This is a genomic window from Stenotrophomonas sp. STEN018 (assembly GCF_056760235.1).
Genome location: NZ_JBRREK010000009.1, coordinates 43,704 through 65,629, shown reverse-complemented (window position 1 = coordinate 65,629; position 21,926 = coordinate 43,704). Strand labels below are relative to the sequence as shown.

At 63.3% G+C, this 21,926-nt stretch carries 19 protein-coding genes and 1 riboswitch; of the genes, 10 read left to right on the top strand and 9 right to left on the bottom strand.

Annotation, left to right across the window (positions count from 1 at the left end):
* Nucleotides 1-218: 218 nt before the first annotated feature.
* The 3 genes from ACVOMB_RS05495 to metX are packed head-to-tail and all read right to left on the bottom strand — an operon-like array spanning nucleotide 219 to nucleotide 3,558.
* Nucleotides 219-1,286: a homoserine dehydrogenase family protein gene (locus ACVOMB_RS05495; RefSeq protein ID WP_481530254.1), complete on the bottom strand. Its 1,068-nt coding sequence runs from the start codon at nucleotides 1,284-1,286 to the stop codon at nucleotides 219-221.
* A complete protein-coding gene (locus ACVOMB_RS05490; protein ID WP_481530253.1) occupies nucleotides 1,283-2,533 on the bottom strand; it encodes an O-succinylhomoserine (thiol)-lyase in 1,251 nt (416 codons plus the stop codon). The genes ACVOMB_RS05495 and ACVOMB_RS05490 overlap by 4 nt, the downstream gene beginning before the upstream one ends.
* Nucleotides 2,530-3,558, bottom strand: coding sequence for a homoserine O-succinyltransferase MetX (gene metX, locus ACVOMB_RS05485; RefSeq protein ID WP_481530252.1), 1,029 nt, complete (start codon nucleotides 3,556-3,558; stop codon nucleotides 2,530-2,532). Before metX ends, ACVOMB_RS05490 begins: the two co-directional genes overlap by 4 nt.
* A gap of 70 nt (nucleotides 3,559-3,628) precedes the next feature.
* Nucleotides 3,629-3,749, bottom strand: a riboswitch (SAM riboswitch).
* A 117-nt stretch (nucleotides 3,750-3,866) separates the two neighbouring features.
* On the opposite strand from metX, the gene ACVOMB_RS05480 reads away from it, so the two are divergent.
* The 3 genes from ACVOMB_RS05480 (at nucleotide 3,867) to trhA (ending at nucleotide 7,220) form a co-directional block, all read left to right on the top strand.
* The gene (locus ACVOMB_RS05480) at nucleotides 3,867-4,676 is read left to right on the top strand and encodes a M23 family metallopeptidase (RefSeq protein WP_481530251.1); all 810 of its coding nucleotides are present in this window, start codon (nucleotides 3,867-3,869) and stop codon (nucleotides 4,674-4,676) included.
* A gap of 219 nt (nucleotides 4,677-4,895) precedes the next feature.
* Nucleotides 4,896-6,500 (top strand): peptide chain release factor 3, encoded by a 1,605-nt coding sequence (locus ACVOMB_RS05475; protein WP_481530250.1) that lies wholly within the window; start codon nucleotides 4,896-4,898, stop codon nucleotides 6,498-6,500.
* Nucleotides 6,501-6,584: 84 nt separating this feature from the next.
* Nucleotides 6,585-7,220 (top strand): PAQR family membrane homeostasis protein TrhA, encoded by a 636-nt coding sequence (gene trhA, locus ACVOMB_RS05470; RefSeq protein WP_481511036.1) that lies wholly within the window; start codon nucleotides 6,585-6,587, stop codon nucleotides 7,218-7,220.
* 165 nt (nucleotides 7,221-7,385) lie between these two features.
* On the opposite strand, the gene ACVOMB_RS05465 is transcribed toward trhA, so the two are convergent.
* From ACVOMB_RS05465 to mtgA, 3 genes are read right to left on the bottom strand one after another with little or no spacing between them, the layout of a single operon-like run.
* The gene (locus tag ACVOMB_RS05465; protein WP_481530249.1) at nucleotides 7,386-7,817 is read right to left on the bottom strand and encodes a CBS domain-containing protein; all 432 of its coding nucleotides are present in this window, start codon (nucleotides 7,815-7,817) and stop codon (nucleotides 7,386-7,388) included.
* Nucleotides 7,777-8,799 (bottom strand): glycosyltransferase family 2 protein, encoded by a 1,023-nt coding sequence (locus tag ACVOMB_RS05460; protein ID WP_481530248.1) that lies wholly within the window; start codon nucleotides 8,797-8,799, stop codon nucleotides 7,777-7,779. Before ACVOMB_RS05460 ends, ACVOMB_RS05465 begins: the two co-directional genes overlap by 41 nt.
* A 27-nt stretch (nucleotides 8,800-8,826) precedes the next feature.
* Nucleotides 8,827-9,582 carry a monofunctional biosynthetic peptidoglycan transglycosylase gene (gene mtgA / locus ACVOMB_RS05455; protein WP_481530247.1) on the bottom strand — a complete coding sequence of 252 codons (756 nt, stop codon included), beginning with the start codon at nucleotides 9,580-9,582 and terminating at the stop codon, nucleotides 8,827-8,829.
* A 74-nt stretch (nucleotides 9,583-9,656) separates the two neighbouring features.
* On the opposite strand from mtgA, the gene hslO reads away from it, so the two are divergent.
* From hslO to ACVOMB_RS05440, 3 genes are all read left to right on the top strand, one after another.
* Nucleotides 9,657-10,550 (top strand): Hsp33 family molecular chaperone HslO, encoded by an 894-nt coding sequence (gene hslO / locus ACVOMB_RS05450; RefSeq protein WP_481530246.1) that lies wholly within the window; start codon nucleotides 9,657-9,659, stop codon nucleotides 10,548-10,550.
* A 151-nt stretch (nucleotides 10,551-10,701) separates the two neighbouring features.
* Nucleotides 10,702-11,523 carry an XOO1806 family protein gene (locus ACVOMB_RS05445; protein WP_481530287.1) on the top strand — a complete coding sequence of 274 codons (822 nt, stop codon included), beginning with the start codon at nucleotides 10,702-10,704 and terminating at the stop codon, nucleotides 11,521-11,523.
* Between the two features lie 237 nt (nucleotides 11,524-11,760).
* Nucleotides 11,761-14,598 carry a TonB-dependent receptor domain-containing protein gene (locus ACVOMB_RS05440; RefSeq protein WP_481530245.1) on the top strand — a complete coding sequence of 946 codons (2,838 nt, stop codon included), beginning with the start codon at nucleotides 11,761-11,763 and terminating at the stop codon, nucleotides 14,596-14,598.
* 134 nt (nucleotides 14,599-14,732) lie between these two features.
* Here ACVOMB_RS05440 and ACVOMB_RS05435 read toward each other — a convergent pair whose 3' ends face one another.
* Nucleotides 14,733-15,335, bottom strand: coding sequence for a TetR/AcrR family transcriptional regulator (locus tag ACVOMB_RS05435; RefSeq protein ID WP_303747121.1), 603 nt, complete (start codon nucleotides 15,333-15,335; stop codon nucleotides 14,733-14,735).
* Between the two features lie 165 nt (nucleotides 15,336-15,500).
* Between ACVOMB_RS05435 and ACVOMB_RS05430 the strand changes: the two genes are divergently transcribed.
* From ACVOMB_RS05430 to ACVOMB_RS05415, 4 genes are all read left to right on the top strand, one after another.
* A complete protein-coding gene (locus ACVOMB_RS05430; RefSeq protein WP_481530244.1) occupies nucleotides 15,501-16,406 on the top strand; it encodes an alpha/beta fold hydrolase in 906 nt (301 codons plus the stop codon).
* On the top strand, nucleotides 16,403-18,883 hold the full coding sequence (locus ACVOMB_RS05425; RefSeq protein WP_481530243.1) for an acyl-CoA dehydrogenase: 2,481 nt from the start codon (nucleotides 16,403-16,405) through the stop codon (nucleotides 18,881-18,883). The genes ACVOMB_RS05430 and ACVOMB_RS05425 overlap by 4 nt, the downstream gene beginning before the upstream one ends.
* Nucleotides 18,884-18,949: 66 nt before the next feature.
* Nucleotides 18,950-19,432 carry a hotdog fold domain-containing protein gene (locus tag ACVOMB_RS05420; RefSeq protein ID WP_481530242.1) on the top strand — a complete coding sequence of 161 codons (483 nt, stop codon included), beginning with the start codon at nucleotides 18,950-18,952 and terminating at the stop codon, nucleotides 19,430-19,432.
* Between the two features lie 3 nt (nucleotides 19,433-19,435).
* On the top strand, nucleotides 19,436-19,840 hold the full coding sequence (locus tag ACVOMB_RS05415; RefSeq protein ID WP_481530241.1) for a hypothetical protein: 405 nt from the start codon (nucleotides 19,436-19,438) through the stop codon (nucleotides 19,838-19,840).
* Between the two features lie 172 nt (nucleotides 19,841-20,012).
* On the opposite strand, the gene ACVOMB_RS05410 is transcribed toward ACVOMB_RS05415, so the two are convergent.
* On the bottom strand, nucleotides 20,013-20,369 hold the full coding sequence (locus ACVOMB_RS05410) for a DUF1304 domain-containing protein (protein WP_481530240.1): 357 nt from the start codon (nucleotides 20,367-20,369) through the stop codon (nucleotides 20,013-20,015).
* A gap of 49 nt (nucleotides 20,370-20,418) precedes the next feature.
* Nucleotides 20,419-21,747, bottom strand: coding sequence for an NTP/NDP exchange transporter (locus ACVOMB_RS05405; RefSeq protein ID WP_481530239.1), 1,329 nt, complete (start codon nucleotides 21,745-21,747; stop codon nucleotides 20,419-20,421).
* Nucleotides 21,748-21,926: the final 179 nt, after the last annotated feature.

Here is a 21,926-nt window from a genome sequence, read left to right as displayed (position 1 = left end):
TGCAGCCCGCGCGGAGTGTCAGCGCAGGCTTCATGGTGCCGACGCATCGGCATCATAAAGCCTTGGAGCTGCGCCGCTACCGCCAAATGGCGACCGTCCTCTTCCGCCGGATATATCCGCACGCCCAAGCCGATACTGAGCCGCAAATGCTCCGCAGGTTCCTTGCTGGACCCACGACGAATCCGCGATGCAGCACACCACTGGTGCTGCATCGGTACTCAGCGATTGACGATGTTCAGCACGTCATCCAGCAACGCTGCCGCTGTGACCTCGGCACCCGCGCCCGGCCCCTGGATCAGCAGCGGCTGGCTGTTGTAGCGGTCACTGTGGATCGCCACGCGGTTGTCGGTGCCACTGCCGCCAGCCAGCGCATGGCCTTGCGGCAGCGCGCGCAGACCAACGCTTGCACCCTGTGCATCCAGACGGCCGACGAAGCACAGCTTCAAACCTTGTGCCCGAGCCTGCTGCAACTGTGCGGCCAGCGGCGCGTCCAGCAACGAAAGGGCTCCTTCCACCTTCTCGGCGGGCAGTGCAGCCAACGCTGCCGGCACCAGCGAATCAACCTTGATCTGATCAGCTTCCAGCGGCACACCAGCAGCACGCGCGAGTATCAGCAGCTTGCGGCGCACGTCTTCGCCGGACAGGTCGATGCGCGGGTCCGGTTCGGTATAGCCGGCAACCGCGGCTTCGCGCACGCAGGCTGAGAACGGCTGGCTGCCGTCGTAACGATCGAACAACCAGGCCAGCGACCCGGATAGCACGCCTTCAATGGCATGCACGTGATCACCACCTGCAACCAGTGCGCGGATGCTGCGCAACAGCGGCAAGCCCGCACCCACCGTTGCCGCGTCGCCGTAGCGAGCGTTGCCGGTCGCAACCGATGCACCAATCTGCTGCGCGCGCGCCAGGCCCGTGCCATTACCCAGCTTGTTGGCCGTCACCACATGGATGCCCTGCGCCAACCACAGCGCATGGTCGGCAGCGACGGCTTCACTGGCGGTGGCATCAACCACGATATCGCCAACACGCAGGCGCCCTACTTCCTCGCGATGCACCGGCTCATCACCCTGCCGTTGCGCATCACGCGCACGTGACAGGGCTGCTTCCGGCGCATCGTCACAGGCCAGCGCGATGCGCGAGTTGGCCACCACATGCAGCGATGGCAGGCTCAACTGACGTTGCTGCAACGCTTGGTAGCGCGCAACAAAGGCCGAACCGACCGTACCGGTTCCCAACAACACCAGCCGCGCCTGCGGCTGCTCCAGCGGACGCAGTACCGCGCTCATGCATCCACCGTTTTTTTACAGTTGCCAGCGGTCAACTGCGCTTCGGCAATCACCTTGGCAGCACGCTCAAGACCGGCCTGCAGGTCGGCGACCAGGTCCTCGCTGGACTCGATGCCCACCGACAGGCGCAGCAGGCACTCACTGATGCCGGCCGCTGCACGCGCATCGGCGCTCATCGCAGCGTGGGTCATGGTTGCCGGATGGGCAACCAGACTTTCCACGCCGCCCAGCGACTCGGCCAGGGTGAAGTAATGCAGGCCATCCAGGAAAGCACGCACCGCTGCATACGGATCGTCACCCACGCAGGCAGCCAGTTCGAACGACAGCATGGCGCCGAAACCCTTCTGCTGACGCGCCGCCACCGCATGGCCCGGATGCGATTCCAGCCCCGGGTAATACACATTGGACACCGCATTGCTGGCGGCCAGCAGCTCAACCACGGCACTGGTGTTTTCCTGATGCACGCGCAGACGCGCATCCAGGGTACGCAGGCCACGCAGGGTCAGGAAGGCATCGAACGGCGAACCGGTCAGGCCCAGCGCATTGGCCCACCACACCAGTTGCTGGTGCACCTCGGCATCACGCGCAATCACCGCACCGCCGACCACGTCACTGTGACCATTGACGTACTTGGTGGTCGAATGCAGCACTACATCGGCGCCGAAGGCGATCGGCGTCTGCAACGCCGGCGACAGGAAGGTGTTGTCCACGACTACCTTGGCACCGGCCTTGTGTGCGGCATCGATGACGAAGCGCAGATCGGTGATGCGCAGCAGCGGGTTGGACGGGGTTTCGATCAGCACCAGCTTGGGCGACTGCGCCAGCGCATCGGCCAGCGAGCGCGGATCGGTGAGGTCGGCGGTGATCAGCTCGAAGTGGCCCTTCTTGGCCAGTGCATTGAACAAGCGCCAGCTGCCGCCGTAAGCATCATGCGGCACCACCAGGTGATCACCCGGCTCCAACAAGGCATTCAACACCAGATTGATCGCGCCCATGCCGGTCGCGGTGATCACCCCGCCAGCGCCACCTTCCAGCTCGGCCAATGCTTCGCCAAGCAGGTCGCGGGTCGGATTGCCACTGCGGGTGTAGTCGTACTGACGCTTGTTGCCGAAGCCATCAAAGCTGAAGTTCGACGACAACACGATCGGCGGCGTCACCGCACCGTAGGCGGTATCGCGGTCGATGCCCGCACGCACAGCGGCGGTGGCCCGGCTGCAGGAGATATCGGAAGTGTGGGACAGGCTCATGCGGTTTCTCCGGGCAGGCGTAGGGCAGTGGCGAGGATCGCGTCAATGCGATCGGTTTCTTTGAGGAAGGCGTCGTGGCCGTATGGCGAGCGCAGCACACGCAGGCTGCCGCGCTGGCCCAAGCCTTCAACCAGCGCAACCAGGTCCGACAGCGGCACCAGCCGATCACCTTCAACCGCGACCACCAAGGTCGGCACGCTGACGGCAGCCGGATCAACCCGGTGCAGATCGATGGATTCGGACAGGCGCAGGTAAGCATTGACGCGGGTGCGGGCCACGTACTGCGCGCCGGCAGCGTCGAGGTAGTCCTCGGCGGCGACGCGTACACGGCCATTGACCACTTCCGGCGGCGCATCGAAGCGCTCGCCAAATTCTTCCGGGGTGCGGTAGCTGAGCATGGCGAACTGACGTGCCAGCGCCAAACCATGGCTCTCTGCACACTGCAGCTGCCCCAGCGCGACGGCGCGGCGCTGCAGCGCGCGCCAGGCCGACGCATACGGGTGCGGGCGATGGGCACCACTGACCGCGATCAGCTTTTGCAGGCGACGCGGATGGCGGATGGCCAGTTGCAGGCCAACCAAGGCGCCATAGGAATAACCGACGAAACCATGCAACTGGTCTATATGCAGCGCGTCCAACAACGCGGCAATGGCATCGGCCTGATCGGCGGTATCGATGGGCGCATCCAGCTCGCCATCAGCGCCGATGAAATCAAAACCAAGCAAGCGACGACACGCCGGATCCAGCGCACGGCCAGCGCCGACCAGGCCTTCGGCCCAGCCCTTTTCGCCGTAGCCCGCATTGGCAGCGAGATGACGGTGCGCGGAAATACCACCGGCCACCAGCACCACCGGTGCACCTGCCGCACCGACCAGCTCATAACGCAGGCGCAGCGCACGCTGACCTGCGTGACGCATGCGCAGCTGCACCGCAATCTCGCCACGCACAGCGGCAACGCTGCTGTCGGCACGGTCAAGGAGAGCAATGGGGGCAAGCTGGACTGCGGTAGCGGTGGCGAAACTCATGGCGATATCCGATAAGGAGCGGCCATCGAGCTTTCGCGGGCTCGTGTTCGCCGTACACGCGGTACGGAACGAACCATCTTTTCGGCGGACACTGAGGTCACCGCAGGATTTGGCACCAAACGCAGCCGCTTGCGCGTCCGCTGGTTGCCCCGGCTTCAAAGGGCCTGTCCCTCTGCCGGTCTCGATGGTGGCGCTACAGTGCCAGCCCTCATTCCGACTGTCAATCGCTTTATTCGCATAAAGAGATGAATAAGTTTCCAGGGCAACCAAACAGGCACAATCAGGCCCTGCCCCAAGGACACCACACTGTGCCCCGCACTACTCCTGCACTGCTTTCACTGGCGCTGCTATGCGCCAGCGGCGCCGAAGCCAGTCCAAGCAGCCGCTGGCGTGAAGCCTGGGGGCTCCCCGCTGCGTCGACGCCTGCCGTTGCGGCATCCAGCTCGGACGCCTTCGCCAGCCTGCAGCTGCAGGCGCGTGCAGGCGGACGCAACGCCGTCGTCAGCAATCTGATCGCTGGCCCGGTGCAGGTCCGCCTGCAGGGCGACAGCCGGGTACCGGCAGCCACGGTGCTCATCGCAGGCGAGAAGCGCAGCCTGTTATGGCTGGCAGATGATGGCAATCCGCTGCGCTTGTCTTTGGACGCGTTTCCTGGCGACCCGGCAGCGCAACCGGAGGATCACCTTTACCTATTGCCGCTGCACAATGCAGCCGTTCGGGTCAGCCAAGCCTTCGCCGGCCACTACAGCCATCGCGATGCGCAGAACCTGTACGCGGTGGATTTCCCCGTGCCCGAAGGCACCCCGGTGCTGGCCGCGCGTGCCGGCCGGGTGATGCAGGTGGTGGACAGCCGCGAGCAAGGCAGCTTGCTGCGCATTCTGCACAGCGACGGCAGCATGGCCCTGTACGCGCACCTGCAGGCCGGTAGCGCCAACGTCCGCCCCGGGCAGAGCGTAGCTGCCGGGCAAGCGATCGCTCGGTCCGGCAACACCGGCCACAGCAGCGGCCCGCACCTGCATTTCGTGGTGCAGGCCAATACCGGGCTGGCGCTGCGCTCGATTCCGTTCCGCATGGGCAGTGAGCACGGCGAGCTGCAGTTCCCCAGGCAGGTTCCCTGAACAGGCAGCTCCACCTGTAGTGCCGAGCCACGCTCGGCAGGGGCGTTCCCGGTAAAGCCTCTGCCGAGCATGGCTCGGCACTACATCTGAGGTATTGCCGGGAACGCTCCTGCCGAGCATGGCTCGGCACTACCGGTGCTGGTCAGCATGGGTGGGCTGGCGGCAGGTATAATCGCCGGTTCATTCGTTTCTGATGCGCCCGGGCGGGCGCCCCCTGCCATGTCCGAAGTCGTCACCGAAGCCGCGCGCCGCCGCACCTTCGCCATCATTTCCCACCCTGACGCGGGTAAGACCACGCTGACCGAAAAGCTGTTGCTGTTCGGGGGCGCGATCCAGATGGCCGGCTCGGTCAAGGGCCGCAAGGCCGCGCGCCACGCCACCTCGGACTGGATGGCGCTGGAAAAAGAACGCGGCATCTCGGTCACCTCGTCGGTGATGCAGTTCCCGTACGAAGACAAGATCATCAACCTGCTCGACACCCCCGGCCATGCCGACTTCGGCGAGGACACCTACCGCGTATTGACCGCGGTGGATTCGGCACTGATGGTGATCGACGTGGCCAAGGGCGTGGAAGAGCGGACCATCAAGCTGATGGAAGTCTGCCGCCTGCGCGACACCCCGATCATGACCTTCATCAACAAGCTCGATCGCGAAGGCAAGGAGCCGATCGACCTGCTGGATGAAGTGGAAACCGTGCTCGGCATCCAGTGCGCCCCGGTCACCTGGCCGATCGGCATGGGCACGCGCCTGAAGGGCGTGGTGCACCTGCTCACCGGCGAAGTGCACCTGTACGAACAGGGCCGCAACTTCACCCGTCAGGATTCGACCATCTTCCCGTCGCTGGATGCACCCGGCCTGGCCGAGAAAATCGGCGAGAAGATGCTGGCCGACCTGCGCGACGAACTGGAGCTGGTGCAGGGCGCCAGCCACCCGTTCGACGTCGAGGCCTACCTGGCCGGCAAGCAGACCCCGGTATTCTTCGGCTCGGGCGTCAACAACTTTGGTGTGCAGCCGCTGCTGGACTTCTTCGTCGAGCATGCACCGGCGCCGCAGACCCGCTCCACCACCGGCCGCGACATCGCCCCGCAGGAAAACAAGCTGACCGGCTTCGTGTTCAAGATCCAGGCCAACATGGACCCGCAGCACCGTGACCGCGTGGCATTCATGCGCGTGTGCTCGGGCAAGTTCACCGCTGGCATGAAGACCTTCCACGTGCGTACCGGCAAGGAAATGAAGCTGGCCAACGCGCTGACCTTCATGGCCAGCGACCGTGAGATCGCCGCCGAGGCATGGCCGGGCGATGTGATCGGCATCCATAACCACGGCACCATCTCCATCGGTGACACCTTCACCGAAGGCGAAGCGATCACCTTCACCGGTATCCCCAACTTCGCCCCGGAACTGTTCCGCCGCGCCCGCCTCAAGGACCCGCTCAAGCTCAAGCAGCTGCAGAAGGGCCTGGCCCAGCTGTCTGAGGAAGGCGCTACCCAGTTCTTCCGCCCGCTGATGAGCAACGACCTCATCCTCGGCGCGGTTGGCGTGCTGCAGTTCGACGTGGCCGCTTACCGGCTGAAGGACGAGTACGGCGTGGAAGCGGTGTTCGAGCCGGTCTCGGTAATCACCGCGCGCTGGGTAAGCTGCAGCAATGCCAAGAAGCTGGAAGAGTTCCGCGAGAAGAACGCCAGCAATCTCAGCATCGATGCGGCTGGTCATCTGGTCTATCTGGCCCCGACCCGGGTCAACCTGCAGCTGGCCCAGGAACGCGCGCCGGACGTGCGTTTCTCTGCCACGCGCGAAGCCGCGCACACAGTTTCGGTTTCCTGAGTCTGATGGCGGCGTGCATACGCCGCCGTTCGGGGTGATGATAGCGGGCACCGGGCCTCCCCCCAGCCCGCGCCCTCATTGCCCATGACCGCAACCGTTGCATCGATCCGCGAAGAAGTCGCCAGCGCCCTCACCCATGGTCTGGGCGCAGTCAGTGCACTGGCTGGCGGCGCCGTACTCATCACCCTCGCTGCGATCTACGGCGATGGCTGGCAACTGGCCAGCGCCATTGTTTTTGGCGTAGCGCTATTGCTGCTGTACACCGCCTCCACCCTGTACCACGCCATCCAGCACCCGGTGGCCAAGGGCCGGCTGAAGATCTTCGACCACTGCGCGATCTACGTACTGATCGCCGGCACCTATACCCCATTCACCCTGATCGGCCTGCGTGGCCCCTGGGGCTGGGGAATGTTCACCGCGATCTGGGCACTGGCCCTGTTTGGCGTGGTGTTCAAGCTGTTCTACACCGGCCGCTTCAAGAAACTCTCCACCGCCATCTACATCGCGATGGGCTGGCTGGTGGTGGTCGCGATCAAGCCGATGTGGAACTCATTGGACGGCTGGACGCTGGGTTGGCTGTTTGCCGGCGGCATCTTCTACACGCTGGGCACGGTGTTCTATCACCGCGAGCAACTGCCCTATTCACATGCGATCTGGCACCTGTTCGTCATTGCTGGCAGTGTCTGTCACTTCGTTTCGGTCACAGCGCAGATTTTGTAGCAACGGCGAGTGCGGCGGCAGCCGCACATCGCAAAGCTGTCACAGCGCACGGATACTTGAACCGGGTGCCAACTTATCCTTGCACGCTACCCGCAGCAGTGCGGGAACCCAGCCGCGGCAGGATACAGAGCGTGGCGAGCGCCACGCCCGCCAGCGCCAACGACCTTACGTGCCGGTGATGTACTGCTGCAGCTGGCCCAGCTCGCGGCGCTGCGCCTCGATCACCGATTTGACCAGGTCGCCAATCGAGATCACGCCCACCACCTCATCACCCTCCACCACCGGCAAATGGCGGATGCGGCGATTGGTCACCAGCTCCAGGCACTGTTCCACCGTCACCGTGGGCGCCACGGTCACCAGCTCGGCGGTCATGATCTCGCGCACCGGCGTGGTTGCCGAAGATCGGTCCATCAGCACGATCTTGCGTGCGTAGTCGCGCTCGGAAAGGATGCCGACAAGCCTGCGGCCGTCCATCACCAGTACCGCGCCGATGCCTTTCTCGGCCATCAGCCGGATCGCCTGCACCACCGCCACATCCGGCGGCACCGCGTGGATCTCAGGGGACTTGGCCCCTAGCAACTGTCGAACGGTCTGCATGGCGTTCTCCTGCGCTGGCGAATTGGGCAGATACTGCCACGTTCGCCGGCTGCCAGGTATCGATCAGATACAAAGGCCGCTGCTTGGCTTCCATGTACATCCGCCCCAGGTATTCGCCGATCAGGCCCAGCGCGATCAGCTGCACCCCGCCCAGGAACAGGATCACCGCCATCATCGTCGGCCAGCCTGCGACCCGGTCGCCATACAGCGCGGCCTTGCCGATCACCCATATCGCAAACCCAAAAGCGCCAGCGGCGGTGAACAGACCCATATAAGTCGCCACCCGCAATGGCGCAGTCGAGAAGCTGGTGATGCCCTCCAACGCGAAGTTCCACAGCTTCCAGAAGCCGAACTTGCTGTTGCCGGCCAAACGCGGCTCACGTCGATAAGGCAGTGCGGCCCGGTTATAGCCAACCCAGCCAAACAGACCTTTCATGAAACGATGGCGCTCACGCAGCTGTCGCAAGCCCGCCAGCGCGCGCGCCGAGAGCAGGCGGAAATCACCGGTATCCGCGGGAATCGGCGTTTTCGACAAACGTCCCATCACCCGGTAAAACGCCGCCGCAGTGAACCGCTTCAACCAGCCGTCACCGCCACGCTCCAACCGCGTGCCGTACACATCGTCAAAACCTTGCTGCCACAGTGCGACGAATTGCGGAATCATCTCCGGCGGATCCTGACCATCTGCATCGAGCAGAATCACCGCACCCTCTTCCACGAAGTCCAGCCCTGCGGTCAACGCGATTTCCTTGCCGAAATTACGCGACAGCCGCAGCACTGAAACCCCTGGCTCCTGCGTCGCCAATTGTTGCATCACTGCCCAGGTTGCATCGCTGCTGCCGTCATCGACATACAGAATGCGGCCATCAACACCGCCGCCCAGCGCCTGCAGCTGCGCGCACAAGCGCGGATGCAACTGCGGCAACGCGTCCTGCTCGTTGAAAGCGGTGATCAGCAGAGTCAGGCGTTCTGGCGTATTCATTGGCAAAGTTTAACAACAGCCATGAGATCAATTGCCGTCGTCGACATAGTCGGCCCCGCCCAGCTGGCGCGCCTGCCGCTGGATCCAGGCAGCGCGGCGTTGCACATAAGGTCCGGGCTTGGCCGCGTTGTAGCGCCGCGGCGACGGCAGCACAGCCGCCAACCTCGCGCTCTCCGCAGGACTCAGACGCGAGGCATCCTTACCCCAATAGGCGCGCGATGCGGCCTGCACGCCATAAATACCGTCACCAAATTCGGCCACATTGGCGTACATCTCGATGATCCGCTGCTTCGGCCACAGCGCCTCGATCAGCACCGTATACCAGACCTCCAGGCCCTTACGCAGCCAGCTGCGGCCCTGCCACAGAAACACGTTCTTGGCGGTCTGCTGACTGATCGTACTGGCGCCGCGCAGGCGCCCGCCGCGCTCATTGTGCTCACGCGCCTTTTCGATAGCCTGCAGGTCGAAACCGTTGTGGTCCGGGAACCGCTGGTCCTCGGCCGCCACCAACGATATCGGCACGCTGCGCGCCATCTGGTCCAGATCACGCCATTGGTAGCGGATGCGGAACTTCCAGTCCCCCTGCGCCAGCGCTTCAACCTGACGGAATGCCATCACCGTGGAAAACGGCGGATCGACAAAGCGCAGCACCAATACCTGCAAGACGCTGAACACGACAAACGCTACCGGCGCCCACAGCAACCACCGAACCCAGCGCCGCCTACGCCCTGTTCCCGCACCTACCCCCTGCTCCGCCTTGAGCTCGGCCTGCTCCGCCCCCATTGTTATCCACCTTGCAAAACCTTTTGTCCGGCGCATTATCCGGCACCGGCCCCACCTCGCGTAGATCCAGCCCCATGACCGACACCTCCGACCTCCTTGTCCGCTTCCTCCTGCCCGACGCCGGCGTCCGTGGCGTCCATGTCCGGCTAGGCCAGAGCTGGCGCGAAATCCTGTCCCACGGCGACTACCCCTCCACCGCAGCGCGCCTGCTAGGCGAGGCCAGCGTCGCCTCGGCACTGTTCACCGGCCACACCAAGGTTGACGGGCGGCTGTCCATTCAGCTTCGCAGCAGCTCTGCCCTGCGCGCGCTGTTCAGCGAATGCACCTCGGCCGGCACCCTGCGCGGCATCGTCCAGCTGAACGGCGGCGAAGACGCCCCGGCCAGCCTGGCAGCGCTCGGCGAGGACGCCCTGCTCGCCATCACCATCGAAAACCCCGGCCTGGATCCGCGCGAATCGCAGCGCTACCAGAGCCTGGTCGGCTTGACCGGCGACAACCTGGACGAAGCCTTCGAAGACTACTTCCGTCACTCCGAGCAGCTGCCGACGCGCCTGTTGCTGGCCAGTGACGGCGAACATGCCGCCGGCCTGCTGCTGCAGAAACTGCCCGGTGACGAGGGCGACAAGGACGGCTGGGTCCGCGCTGGCGCCCTGTTCGACACCCTCGGCCGCGACGAACTGCTGGCACTGCCGGGCAGCGAACTGCTGCACCGCCTGTTCCACGAGGAGAACCCGCAGCTGGTTGGCGACAAGGCGTTGAGCTTTGGCTGCTCCTGCTCGCGCGAGCGGGTCAGTTCCATGCTGCAGTCGCTGGGCGAAGAGGAAGCCCGCGCCGCCGCCGAGCCTACCGGCCAGGTCGAAGTACGCTGTGAATTCTGCGGGCAGGAATATCACTTCCCATTAGCAGAATTCGGCGTATTGTTCAGTTCCACACCGGCTAACCAGCCTGCTCCCGAGCGGCTGCAATAACGGCCCAACGAGCTACGTTCTGGGGAGGGCGAAGACTTGTTAAGAAACCATAAACCGCATAGGATCGAGAACTCACGCGCCGGGAACTTCCTGGCGCCAACGGGGTCTTACTGAGTCCATGAACGCCTTACTGCGCCTACCGCTTGCCCTGATGATCGCCCTTGGCGTGGTCACGGGCGCGCATGCGCAGAGCAAGCCGCGCGCTGCGGACAGCACCGTATTGCCGGTCTGGAACCGCGGCAGCGGCAAGGTCGAAGCACTGCTTTATCTGGAACCCACCGGCACCCAGAACGTGGGCGCACGCTGGAATTTTGGCCGAAGCTCACTGGATGCGGCCTTCGGCCTGTCCTCTGGCGACTCGCTCGGCCTGCTCTGCAACGGCAGCGGCGGCAGCAGCATTGGCGGCCTTGCCAGCCATTGCATGCTGGCCAGCTTGGGCGATGACGACGACAACGCGCGTCATATCTCGGCCACCACCGCATTCAACCGCCCTGGCGGACGCGTTGGCATCACCGCCGGCACCGGCCGCGACACACTCCCGGCCTGGTTGTCGAACGGCGGCAAGGCCGGCGCAGCGCGAGTCGAGCAGAACGACTTGACCGTATTCGGCCAGAAAAACATCCGCCGCGAAGGCTTCGTTTCCATCGGCGGCACCTACGCCAAGGCACGCCTGGTTCCATTGACAGATGCCGCGCCGGCAATTGCTGACCAGTGGGACAGCAAGAGTCTGAGCGTGGGCGGCGGCTACGGCGCCTTCAGCGCCAACGTGATTGGCCGCGTGGTCGACGCCCCCGGCCACAGTGGCAAGTGGGAAGGCCTGGGCCTGGGCATCACCTGGCGCACCCCGTGGAGCGGCCAGCTCACGGTCGGCGCCGAGAACGTGATTACCCGGGGCAAAAACCCGTTCTCGCCACGTAACGAAAGCAATGACGACGGGGCAATCCCGTACGTTCGTTACGAACAAGACCTGTAACCAATATTTCTTTTTCACCTATCTACCAACGCCCCTTCGGGGCGTTTTTCGTTTTTGCTTGAAAATTCAATACTTTGCCAAATTTGACGCTTTTCTTCCCAATCATTAACCAATCTTTAATTTATTTGCAGTCGCAAGTACTATCGGTATCAGCCTCGGGCTTTGGATACGCCTTTCGGATCCGCCCGGGCCACACCACGTAGCACCCAAGTCCACTTGGCAGAGAGAGAGAACCCAATGAAGTGCAAGACCACGAAACTGCGTGATGCAGTTGTCATCGCGTTGGCTGCGAGTGCGATGCCGGCAGGTGCCGCTTTCGCTCAGAGCACCACCCAGACTCTGGACAAGATCGAAGTCACCGGCTCACGCATCAAGCGCGCCGACGTGGAGACCTCGCAGCCGGTATTCACCATGAGCCGCGAGCAGATCCAGGCCCAGGGCCAGACCTCGATCGGCGACATCATCCAGAACATCAGCACCAACGGCTCCAGCCTCAACAGCGGCTACAACAACGGCGGCAACGGTGAAACCCGCGTCAACATGCGCAACCTGGGCTCGAGCCGCACTCTGGTGCTGGTGAACGGCCGGCGCTGGGTGGGTGGCACCGGCCTGGGCGGCGCAGTCGACCTGAACACCATTCCGACCGCTGCAGTTGAGCGTATCGAAGTACTGAAGGACGGCGCCTCGACCATCTACGGCTCCGACGCCATTGCCGGTGTGGTCAACATCATCCTGCGCCAGAACTTCGATGGCGCTGAAGCCAATGCCTACTTCGGCCAGTACGACAAGGGCGATGGCTCGCGCGAATCCTACGATTTCACGATTGGCTCGGTAGGCGACCGCTGGAACGCCACGCTGGGCGTTGGATACGTCAAGGAAGAGCCAGTGTGGGCAGGTGATCGTGCGATCTCCGCAGTACCGTCCTACGGCTCCATCCCGGGCACCGGCAACAGCAGCACCACGCCTGACGGCCGCTTCGGCTACTACGGGCAGGTAGGCACGGACCCGAAGACCGGCAAGCCAATCTATGCCGCGACTCGTCCGAATGGCTCGGAAGGCTACTTCATCACCGGCAACGGCGGCTCGACCTGGCGCAACTACACCAGCGCTGACAGCTTCAACCATGCTCCGGGCAACATGCTGATGACCCCGCAGGAGCGCACCTCGCTGTTCGCTGATGCTGGCCTTGCGATCACCGACAACGTCCGCTTCAAGACCACGGTGACCTACAACGAGCGCAAATCCGAGCAGGTCCTGGCTGCCATGCCAATCGTGCTGGGCCGTGCTGCACCGGGCACCAATGGCGCCAACATCGTCATCAGCAAGGACAACATCTACAACCACACCGGTCGTGATATCGACTACATCCAGTACCGTGCGATGGAAACCGGTGGGCGCATCTACAAGCAGAACGTCAAGACTTACGGTTTCAACGGCGGCTTCGAAGGCGACTTCGAAGTAAATAGCCGCTTCTGGAACTGGGAAGCCGGCATGTTCTACGGCAAGAACGACCAGACCGACATCACCACTGGTTTCTTCAACATCTCCGCCCTGCGCAATGCCCTAGGCCCGTCGTTCATCGACGGCACCGGCGCTGCCCGTTGCGGTACCGCCAGCAACGTGATCGACGGCTGCGTACCGATGAACATGCTCAGCGGCACCGGCTCGCTGACCCCGGACATGATGAAGTACGCAGGCTTCACCGCGCACGACGTGTACGGCTACGAGCAGAAGACCTATTACGGCAACATCGGCGGCGAATTGTTCGACCTGCCGGGCGGCGCCTTCGCCTTCTCGGCCGGCTTCGAGCACCGCAACGAGTCGGGCTTCGACGATCCGGACGGCCTGATCAACTCCGGCGACACCACCGGCAATTCGCGCACAGCAACTGCTGGTGGCTATAGCCTGAATGAGGCCTACCTGGAACTGGCCATCCCGCTGCTTTCAGGCGTCACTGGTGCACAGCTGCTGGATTTCAGCGTCGCAACGCGCGTCTCCGATTACAGCAACTTCGGCAAAACGGTCAACAGCAAATTCGGTTTCCGCTGGAAGCCGATCAATGACTTGATGGTCCGCGGTAACTGGTCGCAGGGCTTCCGCGCGCCGTCGATCAGCGAAATGTTCTCCGGCGTCAGCGACACCTTCGAGAACGTCGCCGACCCCTGCGCCGGCACCATCGAAGGCAAGCCGAACAGCGCGATCCCGGCCTCGTGCGCGGGCATACCGGCGTACCCGCAGGCTAACTCGCAGATCCGCACCACCACCGGCGGCAATCCGAATCTGGGACCGGAGACCTCCACCTCCAAGACCTTGGGCCTGGTGTACAGCCCGAGCTACGTGCAGGGCCTGGACGTGTCGCTGGATTGGTGGAACATCAAGATCGAAGGTGCCATCTACTCCCAGACTGCACAGGAAATGCTGGACAGCTGCTACAAGGCTGGCGTCACCGGCGTGTGCAACCTGATCACCCGTGATGCGACCGGCCAGATTTCCAATATGCTGGCCGTTCCGAACAACGTCGCCACGATGGAAGTGGAAGGTTGGGACCTGACCGTGGGCTACCGCCTGCCGGAAACCCGTTTCGGCAGCTTCAACGTGCTCTGGGACTCGACCTACACCTCCAACTACTCGGTCAGCGACCCGCTGACGCCGGGCAGCAACCGTGTCGGCCAGTACCGTAGCCGTGACAACTACTGGCGCATCCGTTCGAACCTGATGCTGGGTTGGCAGATGGGTGACTTCGGTGCCACCGCCATGATGCGCTACTACTCCAGCCAGACCGAGAAGTGCAGCGGCTCCAACTTCGCTGGTGCCAACTTCGCGCTGCACTGCTCGAATCCGGACAAGATCGGCGTGGGCGGCAAGGCCGATCCGCGCAACTCCATCCCGAGCGTGACCTACACCGACCTGAGCGCCTACTGGAAGACGCCGTGGAACGGTCAGATCACTGTCGGCGTGAACAACGCTTTCGATCGGGATCCGCCGAAGGCTTACACCACCTTCGCCAACTCGTTCGACCCGCAGTACGAAATCCCGGGCCGCTTCTTCTACATGCGCTACAACCAGAAGTTCTGATCGTAGCCACGTAGTACCCGGCATCAAGAACCACGGCCCTTCGGGGCCGTGGTTTTTTTCGCCGTTTAAAAAGGCGTCGCAAAAGAAAAGGCCGCATCGCTGCGGCCTCGGTTTCTCATTCACATCTGGCAAGCTCAGCCGTTAGGAATCAAGGTCTCGATCACGTGCTCGACATAGGCCTCGAAATCCTCGCGGGCCTGCTTGGGCTGCTGCAACTGCAGCGACAGCTGCAGGAAGCCGACATAGGCCGCATAGGCCAGCCGTGCGCGATGGCGCGCATCCGTGGAACTCAGACCGGCCTGGCGGAACGAGGCGATCAGGTATTCCATGCGCCGCTGCGAGACACGATCGATGACTGGACGTACCATCGGGTTGTCCAAGGCCTTGAGCAACTCGCTATAAATAACGTGCGGGGTGACCTCATGGGCCACCAGCTGGAACAGCGCGCGTAGCCGCGTACGCGGATCAGGCACCTCTTCCAGGCTGCCGAAAACCTGCTGCTGCTCCACCACTTCCCAGCGCTCCAAGGCCGCTTGCAACAGCGCGTCGCGCGAGGGGAAATGCCAATAGAAACTGCCTTTGGTCACACCCAGGCGACGCGCCAGCGGCTCGACCGCGACTGCGCCAACGCCCTGTTCAGCGATCAAGTCCAAGGCCGCTTGCGCCCAGTCATCCGCGCTCAGGCGGCTGTTCCGCGTGCTACGGGACTCGGTGCTGGAAACTGAAGAATCGTTCATGGGCAGATTTAACCATACGGCGGGGACTGGTTGCAGTATGTAGGCAACAAAAATACGGACAATCTGGCAAATAAATGATCAAGCCTGGCGCCCTCGTCCTTCTCAATCAGCATTTCCATACCCATCGGTATTGACAGCCATTCAGACCATTCCATACCATCAGGTATGGTTACGCCAACTCCTATTTCTGTTTCCCCTGAAGACCTCCGTCTCGAAGGCGCGCATGGCGCAGGCTTGGGCGCGTCCAAAACCGCCGGAAAGCAGCCCTGCATCCTGTTCGCACACGGCTTCGGCCAGACCCGCGGCGCATGGACTGCAACAGCGGAAACACTCAACGCCGAAGGCCACGCCACGCTCAGCTATGACGCGCGCGGCCATGGCGATTCGGACTGGAATGCCAGCGATCTGCCCTACCACGGCGATCAGTTCACCGATGACCTGATCGTGGTCGCCGGCGAGCTGCCGCGTCCGCCGGTATTGGTCGCAGCCTCCATGGGTGGCCTGTTCGGGCTGATGGCCGAAGCGCGCTGGCCGGGCCTGTTCTCGGCAATGGTGCTGGTGGACATCACCCCGCGCTGGGAAACCAACGGTGTGGAGCGCATCCTTGCCTTCATGAGCGCGCACCCGGACGGTTTCGCCTCGCTGCAAGCCGCAGCCGACACCATTTCGGCCTACATGCCGCACCGCCCGCGCAAGAGCGAAGATTCGCTGCGTGCGTTGCTGCGCCCAAGCAAGGATGGCCGCTGGAGCTGGCATTGGGACCCGCGCCTGGTCGACGAACTGGCCCGCGACAGCGAACAGCATCAGGGCGTCATCGCCGACGCCGCACGACAAGTGCAATGCCCGCTGCTGCTGGTCAGCGGTGGCCGCAGTGACCTGGTCTCGCCGCAGACCGTTGAAGAATTCATGGCGCTGGTGCCGCACGCACAGCATGTCCATCTGCCCCACGCCACCCACATGGTGGCCGGCGACGACAACAATGCGTTTACCGCCGCTGTGTTGAACTATCTGGACGCACTGCCTTCCGCAGCGTCCGCCCGAACCGAGCACGTTACCGGAGCACGTCCATGAGCATCGTCGTACCTTTCCTGGCCCTGCTGCTTGCAGGTGCCTTTGTTGCCTACCACCGCATGCGGCTCGTCGTATGGACGGTCATCAGCGTGGTGGCCCTGGCTATCTGCTGGTTTGCCGGCGTCAACCAGACCGCGATCATCGTCGCTGCCGCCATCGTTGCGCTGATCTGCGTGCCGGTGCTGCTGCCATTCCTGCGCAAGCCGCTGATCACCGCACCGTTCATGGGTGTGTTCCGCAAAGTGCTGCCGCCGCTGTCCAAGACCGAGCGCATCGCCCTTGAAACCGGCTCGGTCGGTTTTGAAGGCGAGCTGTTCACCGGTGACCCGGACTGGAACATCCTGCTCAACTATCCCAAGCCGCAGCTCACCGCCGAAGAACAGGCCTTCCTGGATGGCCCGGTGGAAGAGCTGTGCAAGATGGTCAATGACTTCGAGATCACCCATGTCTACGCGGACCTGCCGCCGGACATGTGGGAGTTCATCAAGAAGAACAAGTTCTTCGGCATGATCATCCCGAAGGAATACGGCGGCCTGGGCTTCAGTGCACTGGCCCACCACAAGGTGATCCAGAAGCTGGCCTCGGTGTCGAGCGTGGTCAGCTCCACCGTCGGCGTGCCCAACTCGCTCGGCCCGGGCGAACTGCTCAACCACTACGGCACGCAGGAGCAGAAGGATTACTACCTGCCGCGTCTGGCCATCGGCCAGGAAGTACCCTGCTTCGGCCTGACCGGCCCGTTCGCTGGCTCCGATGCCACTTCCATCCCCGACTTCGGCATCGTCTGCAAGGGCATGTGGAAGGGCGAGGAAGTGCTGGGTCTGAAGCTGACCTTCGACAAGCGCTACATCACCCTGGCACCGGTCGCGACCCTGATCGGCATGGCCTTCCGCATGTACGACCCGGACGGCCTGCTCGGCGATACCAAGGACATCGGCATCACCCTGGCACTGCTGCCGCGTGACACCGATGGCGTGGAAATCGGCCGTCGCCACTTCCCGCTTAACTCCACCTTCCAGAACGGTCCTATCCGCGGCAAGGACGTGTTCATCCCGATGAGCCAGCTGATCGGTGGCGCCGAGAAGCGCGGCCTGGGCTGGAACATGCTCAACGAGTGTCTGGCCGTTGGCCGCTCCATCACCCTGCCCTCCACCGCTTCAGGCGGCGTCAAAGCCGGCGCAGTGGTGACCGGTGCCTATGCGCGCATCCGCAAGCAGTTCGGCCTGTCGGTCGGCCGTTTCGAAGGCGTGGAAGAAGCATTGGCGCGCATCGGCGGCAAGGCGTACAAGATCAGCGCACTGTCACAGGCCACCGCCGCTGCTGTTGACCGTGGCGACGTGCCGTCGGTGCCGTCGGCGATTGCCAAGTATCACTGCACCAACATGAGCCGCGAAGTCATTTCCGACGTGATGGACGTGATCGGCGGCAAGGGCATCATCCTCGGCCCACGCAATTTTGCCGGCCGCAGCTGGCAGGCCGCACCGATCGCCATCACGGTGGAAGGTGCCAACATCATGACCCGCTCGCTGCTGATCTTCGGCCAAGGCGCCATCCTCTGCCACCCGTGGGTGCTGAAGGAAATGAAGGCCGCGCAGGACGAGGACCGCAAGGCCGGCCTGCGTGAGTTCGACCAGGCGCTGTTCGGCCATGTGCGTTTCGGCATCTCCAACGCCGTGCGTTCGCTGTGGTTCGGCCTGACCGGCGCGCGCTTCGGTGCCGCCCCCGGCGACGCCTACACCCGCCGCTACTTCCGCAAGCTGGACCGCTACTCGGCCAACCTGGCGCTGATGGCCGATATCTCGATGATGACCCTGGGCGGCAAGCTCAAGTTCAAGGAATCGCTGTCTGGTCGTCTGGGCGATGTGCTAAGCCACATCTACATGACCAGCGCCATGCTCAAGCGTTACCACGACGAAGGCGCACCGAGCGCTGACCAGCCGCTGCTGGCCTGGGCCTTCCACGACAGCGTGCACAAGATCGAGGAATCGTTGTCGGCTGCGCTGCGCAACTTCCCGATCCGTCCGATCGGCTGGCTGATGTGGGCACTGATCTTCCCGTTCGGCCGTCGCGCCGAGGCCCCGGGTGATCGCCTGAGCCGTCGCGTTGCGGCCACGCTGATGGCACCGGGCGAAGCGCGTGACCGTCTGGCCCAGGGCGTGTTCCTGACCCCGTGCGAGAACAATCCGGGTGGCCGCATCAACAGCTACCTGTCCAAGGCAATCATGGCCGAGCCGGTGGAGCGCAAGTTCATCAAGGCGCTGAAGACCAAGGGCATCGAAGCCCTGACCTTCGCTGCCCAGCTGGATGAAGCCGTGGCCGAGGGCGTGATCACCCAGGACGAGCGCAAGCTGCTGGAAGAACTGCGCGAACTGACCATGGACACCATCACCGTGGATGACTTCGAACCGCACGAGCTGCGTTCGGCCGGCTACTACGACCTGCCGGGCAAGCAGCGCCCGCAGCCGCAGCAGGCCGCGTAAGCCAACCCACACGTAATACCAACGGCGGGCCTTGTGCCCGCCGTTTTTCTTTCAGGAATCCACGCCATGACCGCGCCACTGCTTTCCCTGTATCACCGCTTCACCCGCTGGCCGGCAGGAAACTGGTTGTTCTCGCGCGCGGTGTGCTTCAAGGCGCCCTACTTCGCCAGCATCTCGCCAACCATCACTGCACTGGAGCCAGGTCGCTGCGAAGGCGTGATTCGCCAGCGTCGCCGCATCAGCAACCATATCGGCACGGTACATGCGATCGCGATGTGCAATCTTGCCGAACTGGTTGGAGGGGTGATGGTGGATGCCAGCCTGCCCGGTGACATGCGCTGGATACCCAAGGGCATGGAAGTGAAGTACCAGGCCAAGGCGCCGGGTGTGTTGAAGGCGGTGGCAACCCCGCAGCAGCCCATCATCAGCGCCGACCACGGCTACGACTTGCCGGTGCAGGTCAGTGTCACCGATGCCGCTGGTATCGAGGTGTTCCAGGCCATCATCGCGATGTGGGTATCGCCACGCCCCACCCGCAGCGGAGGCTAGCGCATGCAGACCGCGGAATGGATGCTGCGCTTCGGCGGGCTGCACTGCCTGGGCTTTGCCCTGTTCCACCTCGCGTTCTGGCAGCTGTTCGGCTGGAAACACGAGCTGGCAAAGCTCAGCACCGCCAACCGCGCGATCATGCAGATCCTAAACCTGCGCCTGATCTATGTGTTTGCAGGAATGGCCGTGCTGTCGCTGGCCTTCACCCGCGAACTGCTCGATACCCGGCTGGGGCACGTGGTGCTGGCTTTCATGGCCCTATTCTGGCTGGGCCGCACCGTCGAACAACTCATTTTCCTGCGCATCAATGACTGGCGTGTACACCTGCTGACCGCCTTGTTCGTGCTCGGTGCTGTGCTGTACGCAGTACCGTTGTGGCTGGGATTCTCGCTCTACATCAGCCGCTGATCCCAAGCGATGCCCCGTAGTGCCGAGCCATGCTCGGCAGAAGCCTTACAAGCAAAACCAATGTAGTGCCGAGCCATGCTCGGCAGAGGCCTTACCTGTAGAGCCCCTGCCGAGCATGGCTCGGCACTACGGGGGATCTATCGGTAACGCCCCTGCCGAGCATGGCTCGGCACTACAGCGCGCGTAGCAGCAGGGCGACGATTGCTGGCACGGCCTGGATGTAGAAGATCCGCGGGCTGACGCTGTACGCGCCATAGGCACCGGCCACCACCACGCAGACCAGCGAGAACGTCACCAGCACCGGCTGTGCAAGCACCAGTCCGGCAATGATGCCGGCGGCAAGGAACCCGTTGTACAGCCCCTGATTTGCCGCCAGCACCTGCGTTGCCTGCGCCTTCTCAGGCGTATTGCGGAAAGTCTTCAAACCCAGCGGTTTGGTCCAAAGGAACATTTCCAACACCAGGAAATACACGTGCAGCGCTGCCACCAGCAGCGTCACCAGCAATCCAGACAAGGCCAAGGCGTTCATCGGTATATCTTCCTGAAAGCACAGCGGCAAGCCCGCCGCAGGGAATCACTCAGCGATCCTGCGGCAGCTTTCTCTCTTCACGCAAGACGCCCAGCGCCGACAGCGTCATCAGTACCGCCACCGCGGCACCACCGACGAATACCGCCCGGGAACCAAACAGTGACAGCGCCTTGTGCACCCAGGCAAACGTCAGATCACCACCGCGGTAGACCACCGTGTCGATGGCTGCGCCAGCTTTGTAACGCCATTGCCGGTCCACCCGCGTATAGATTGTCTCGCGTGCCGGCTTGCTCAGCGAAAATTCGCTGGCGCGCGTCAGCACCTGTATCACCGCCACCATCATCGGCAAGGGTGAGGCTGCCGCTATCGAAAAACCGATGATGATCGCGAAACCCGGAATCAACAGCGCCGGTGCCACGCCGTACCGCGACAGCAACCAGCGGGTCAGGCCCAGCTGGATGATCAGGGTCAGCGCATTGACCGCCAGATCGATACGCGAATAGAACGCGGTGCTTGCAGCCGGATCGGTGATCATGCGGCGTACGATTGCCGCCTGCTCGTTGTACAGCATGGTGCCCACGCCAACCCCGAACAGCACCGTCAAGGCCAGCCAGCGCAGCAGCGGCTCGCGCGCGATCAGCTTCAAGCCATCAAACACGCTGCCGCCCATTGGCTGTTCGCCGTCAACCAGTTGCTGCTCGCGTTCGCGCTGCACCGCCCACGGCCGCAACTTCCAGATGCAGAACAGGCAGATCGACAGGAACCCGGCCGAGACCAGCATCAGGTTGGCGATGCCCACGCGCTGCACCAGCGAACTGGTGATGATTGGTCCAAGGAACGCACCCACCGTGCCGGCCGCGCCGATATAGCCGTAGAACGCGCGCGCCTGCACGTTGGAGAACACATCGGCCATGAAGCTCCAGAACACCGCCACCGCGAACAGGTTGAATACGGTCGTCCAGAAGAAGAACGCCGCCCCGCGGCCAGGCACACCCGCGTTGAACATCGCGTAGAACACGAACAGGGTAATGATGAAGAAGCCATACACAACCGGCAGGAACACCCGCCGCGGATAGCGACTGACCAGCCAGCCATACAGCGGCTGCAGCACCAGCATGATCAGGAACACGCAGGAGAACAGGAACTGCAGGGTGAAATCCTTCAGCGGCATGCCATGGCCGGCGAACCAGGCAATCAGGCCTGCCGGGAACAAGGCCTCCATGTCCGCCGATGCCGCCATCGCCTCACGTACCGGGCGCAGCACGTAGTAGCCGCTGAGCAGGCAGAAGAAGTACAGGAACGACCACCACAGCGGCGGTGAGCCGCGCAGCGCCAGCAGCAAACGCGATACGGTCCCGGGTTCGCGAGAAACGGTCATGCGGCACCCCGGCGCAGCGGGTGGCGAGAGGACGGCGGCATCGGGGAACTCCGGTGGGACTCGGCAGAGCGCGTACGTTATCTAATGCACTGCAACATCGCCAGTGCGACAGGGCTTACCCCGGCACAACGCGCCGTTCTATCCTGAGTGACTCGGGAGGGAGAAGGCTGTGAGCGAAG

Excerpts from the sequence above, each read along its gene's own strand:
- ACVOMB_RS05435 (WP_303747121.1), bottom strand. The coding sequence starts at position 15,335 with ATGAACGATTCTTCAGTTTCCAGCACCGAGTCCCGTAGCACGCGGAAC.
- trhA (WP_481511036.1), top strand. The coding sequence starts at position 6,585 with ATGACCGCAACCGTTGCATCGATCCGCGAAGAAGTCGCCAGCGCCCTC.
- ACVOMB_RS05465 (WP_481530249.1), bottom strand. The coding sequence starts at position 7,817 with ATGCAGACCGTTCGACAGTTGCTAGGGGCCAAGTCCCCTGAGATCCAC.
- ACVOMB_RS05440 (WP_481530245.1), top strand. The coding sequence starts at position 11,761 with ATGAAGTGCAAGACCACGAAACTGCGTGATGCAGTTGTCATCGCGTTG.
- ACVOMB_RS05405 (WP_481530239.1), bottom strand. The coding sequence starts at position 21,747 with ATGACCGTTTCTCGCGAACCCGGGACCGTATCGCGTTTGCTGCTGGCG.
- ACVOMB_RS05430 (WP_481530244.1), top strand. The coding sequence starts at position 15,501 with ATGGTTACGCCAACTCCTATTTCTGTTTCCCCTGAAGACCTCCGTCTC.
- ACVOMB_RS05495 (WP_481530254.1), bottom strand. The coding sequence starts at position 1,286 with ATGAGCGCGGTACTGCGTCCGCTGGAGCAGCCGCAGGCGCGGCTGGTG.
- mtgA (WP_481530247.1), bottom strand. The coding sequence starts at position 9,582 with ATGGGGGCGGAGCAGGCCGAGCTCAAGGCGGAGCAGGGGGTAGGTGCG.
- ACVOMB_RS05445 (WP_481530287.1), top strand. The coding sequence starts at position 10,702 with ATGATCGCCCTTGGCGTGGTCACGGGCGCGCATGCGCAGAGCAAGCCG.
- ACVOMB_RS05460 (WP_481530248.1), bottom strand. The coding sequence starts at position 8,799 with ATGAATACGCCAGAACGCCTGACTCTGCTGATCACCGCTTTCAACGAG.
- ACVOMB_RS05420 (WP_481530242.1), top strand. The coding sequence starts at position 18,950 with ATGACCGCGCCACTGCTTTCCCTGTATCACCGCTTCACCCGCTGGCCG.
- hslO (WP_481530246.1), top strand. The coding sequence starts at position 9,657 with ATGACCGACACCTCCGACCTCCTTGTCCGCTTCCTCCTGCCCGACGCC.
- ACVOMB_RS05425 (WP_481530243.1), top strand. The coding sequence starts at position 16,403 with ATGAGCATCGTCGTACCTTTCCTGGCCCTGCTGCTTGCAGGTGCCTTT.
- ACVOMB_RS05410 (WP_481530240.1), bottom strand. The coding sequence starts at position 20,369 with ATGAACGCCTTGGCCTTGTCTGGATTGCTGGTGACGCTGCTGGTGGCA.
- metX (WP_481530252.1), bottom strand. The coding sequence starts at position 3,558 with ATGAGTTTCGCCACCGCTACCGCAGTCCAGCTTGCCCCCATTGCTCTC.
- ACVOMB_RS05415 (WP_481530241.1), top strand. The coding sequence starts at position 19,436 with ATGCAGACCGCGGAATGGATGCTGCGCTTCGGCGGGCTGCACTGCCTG.
- ACVOMB_RS05490 (WP_481530253.1), bottom strand. The coding sequence starts at position 2,533 with ATGAGCCTGTCCCACACTTCCGATATCTCCTGCAGCCGGGCCACCGCC.
- ACVOMB_RS05475 (WP_481530250.1), top strand. The coding sequence starts at position 4,896 with ATGTCCGAAGTCGTCACCGAAGCCGCGCGCCGCCGCACCTTCGCCATC.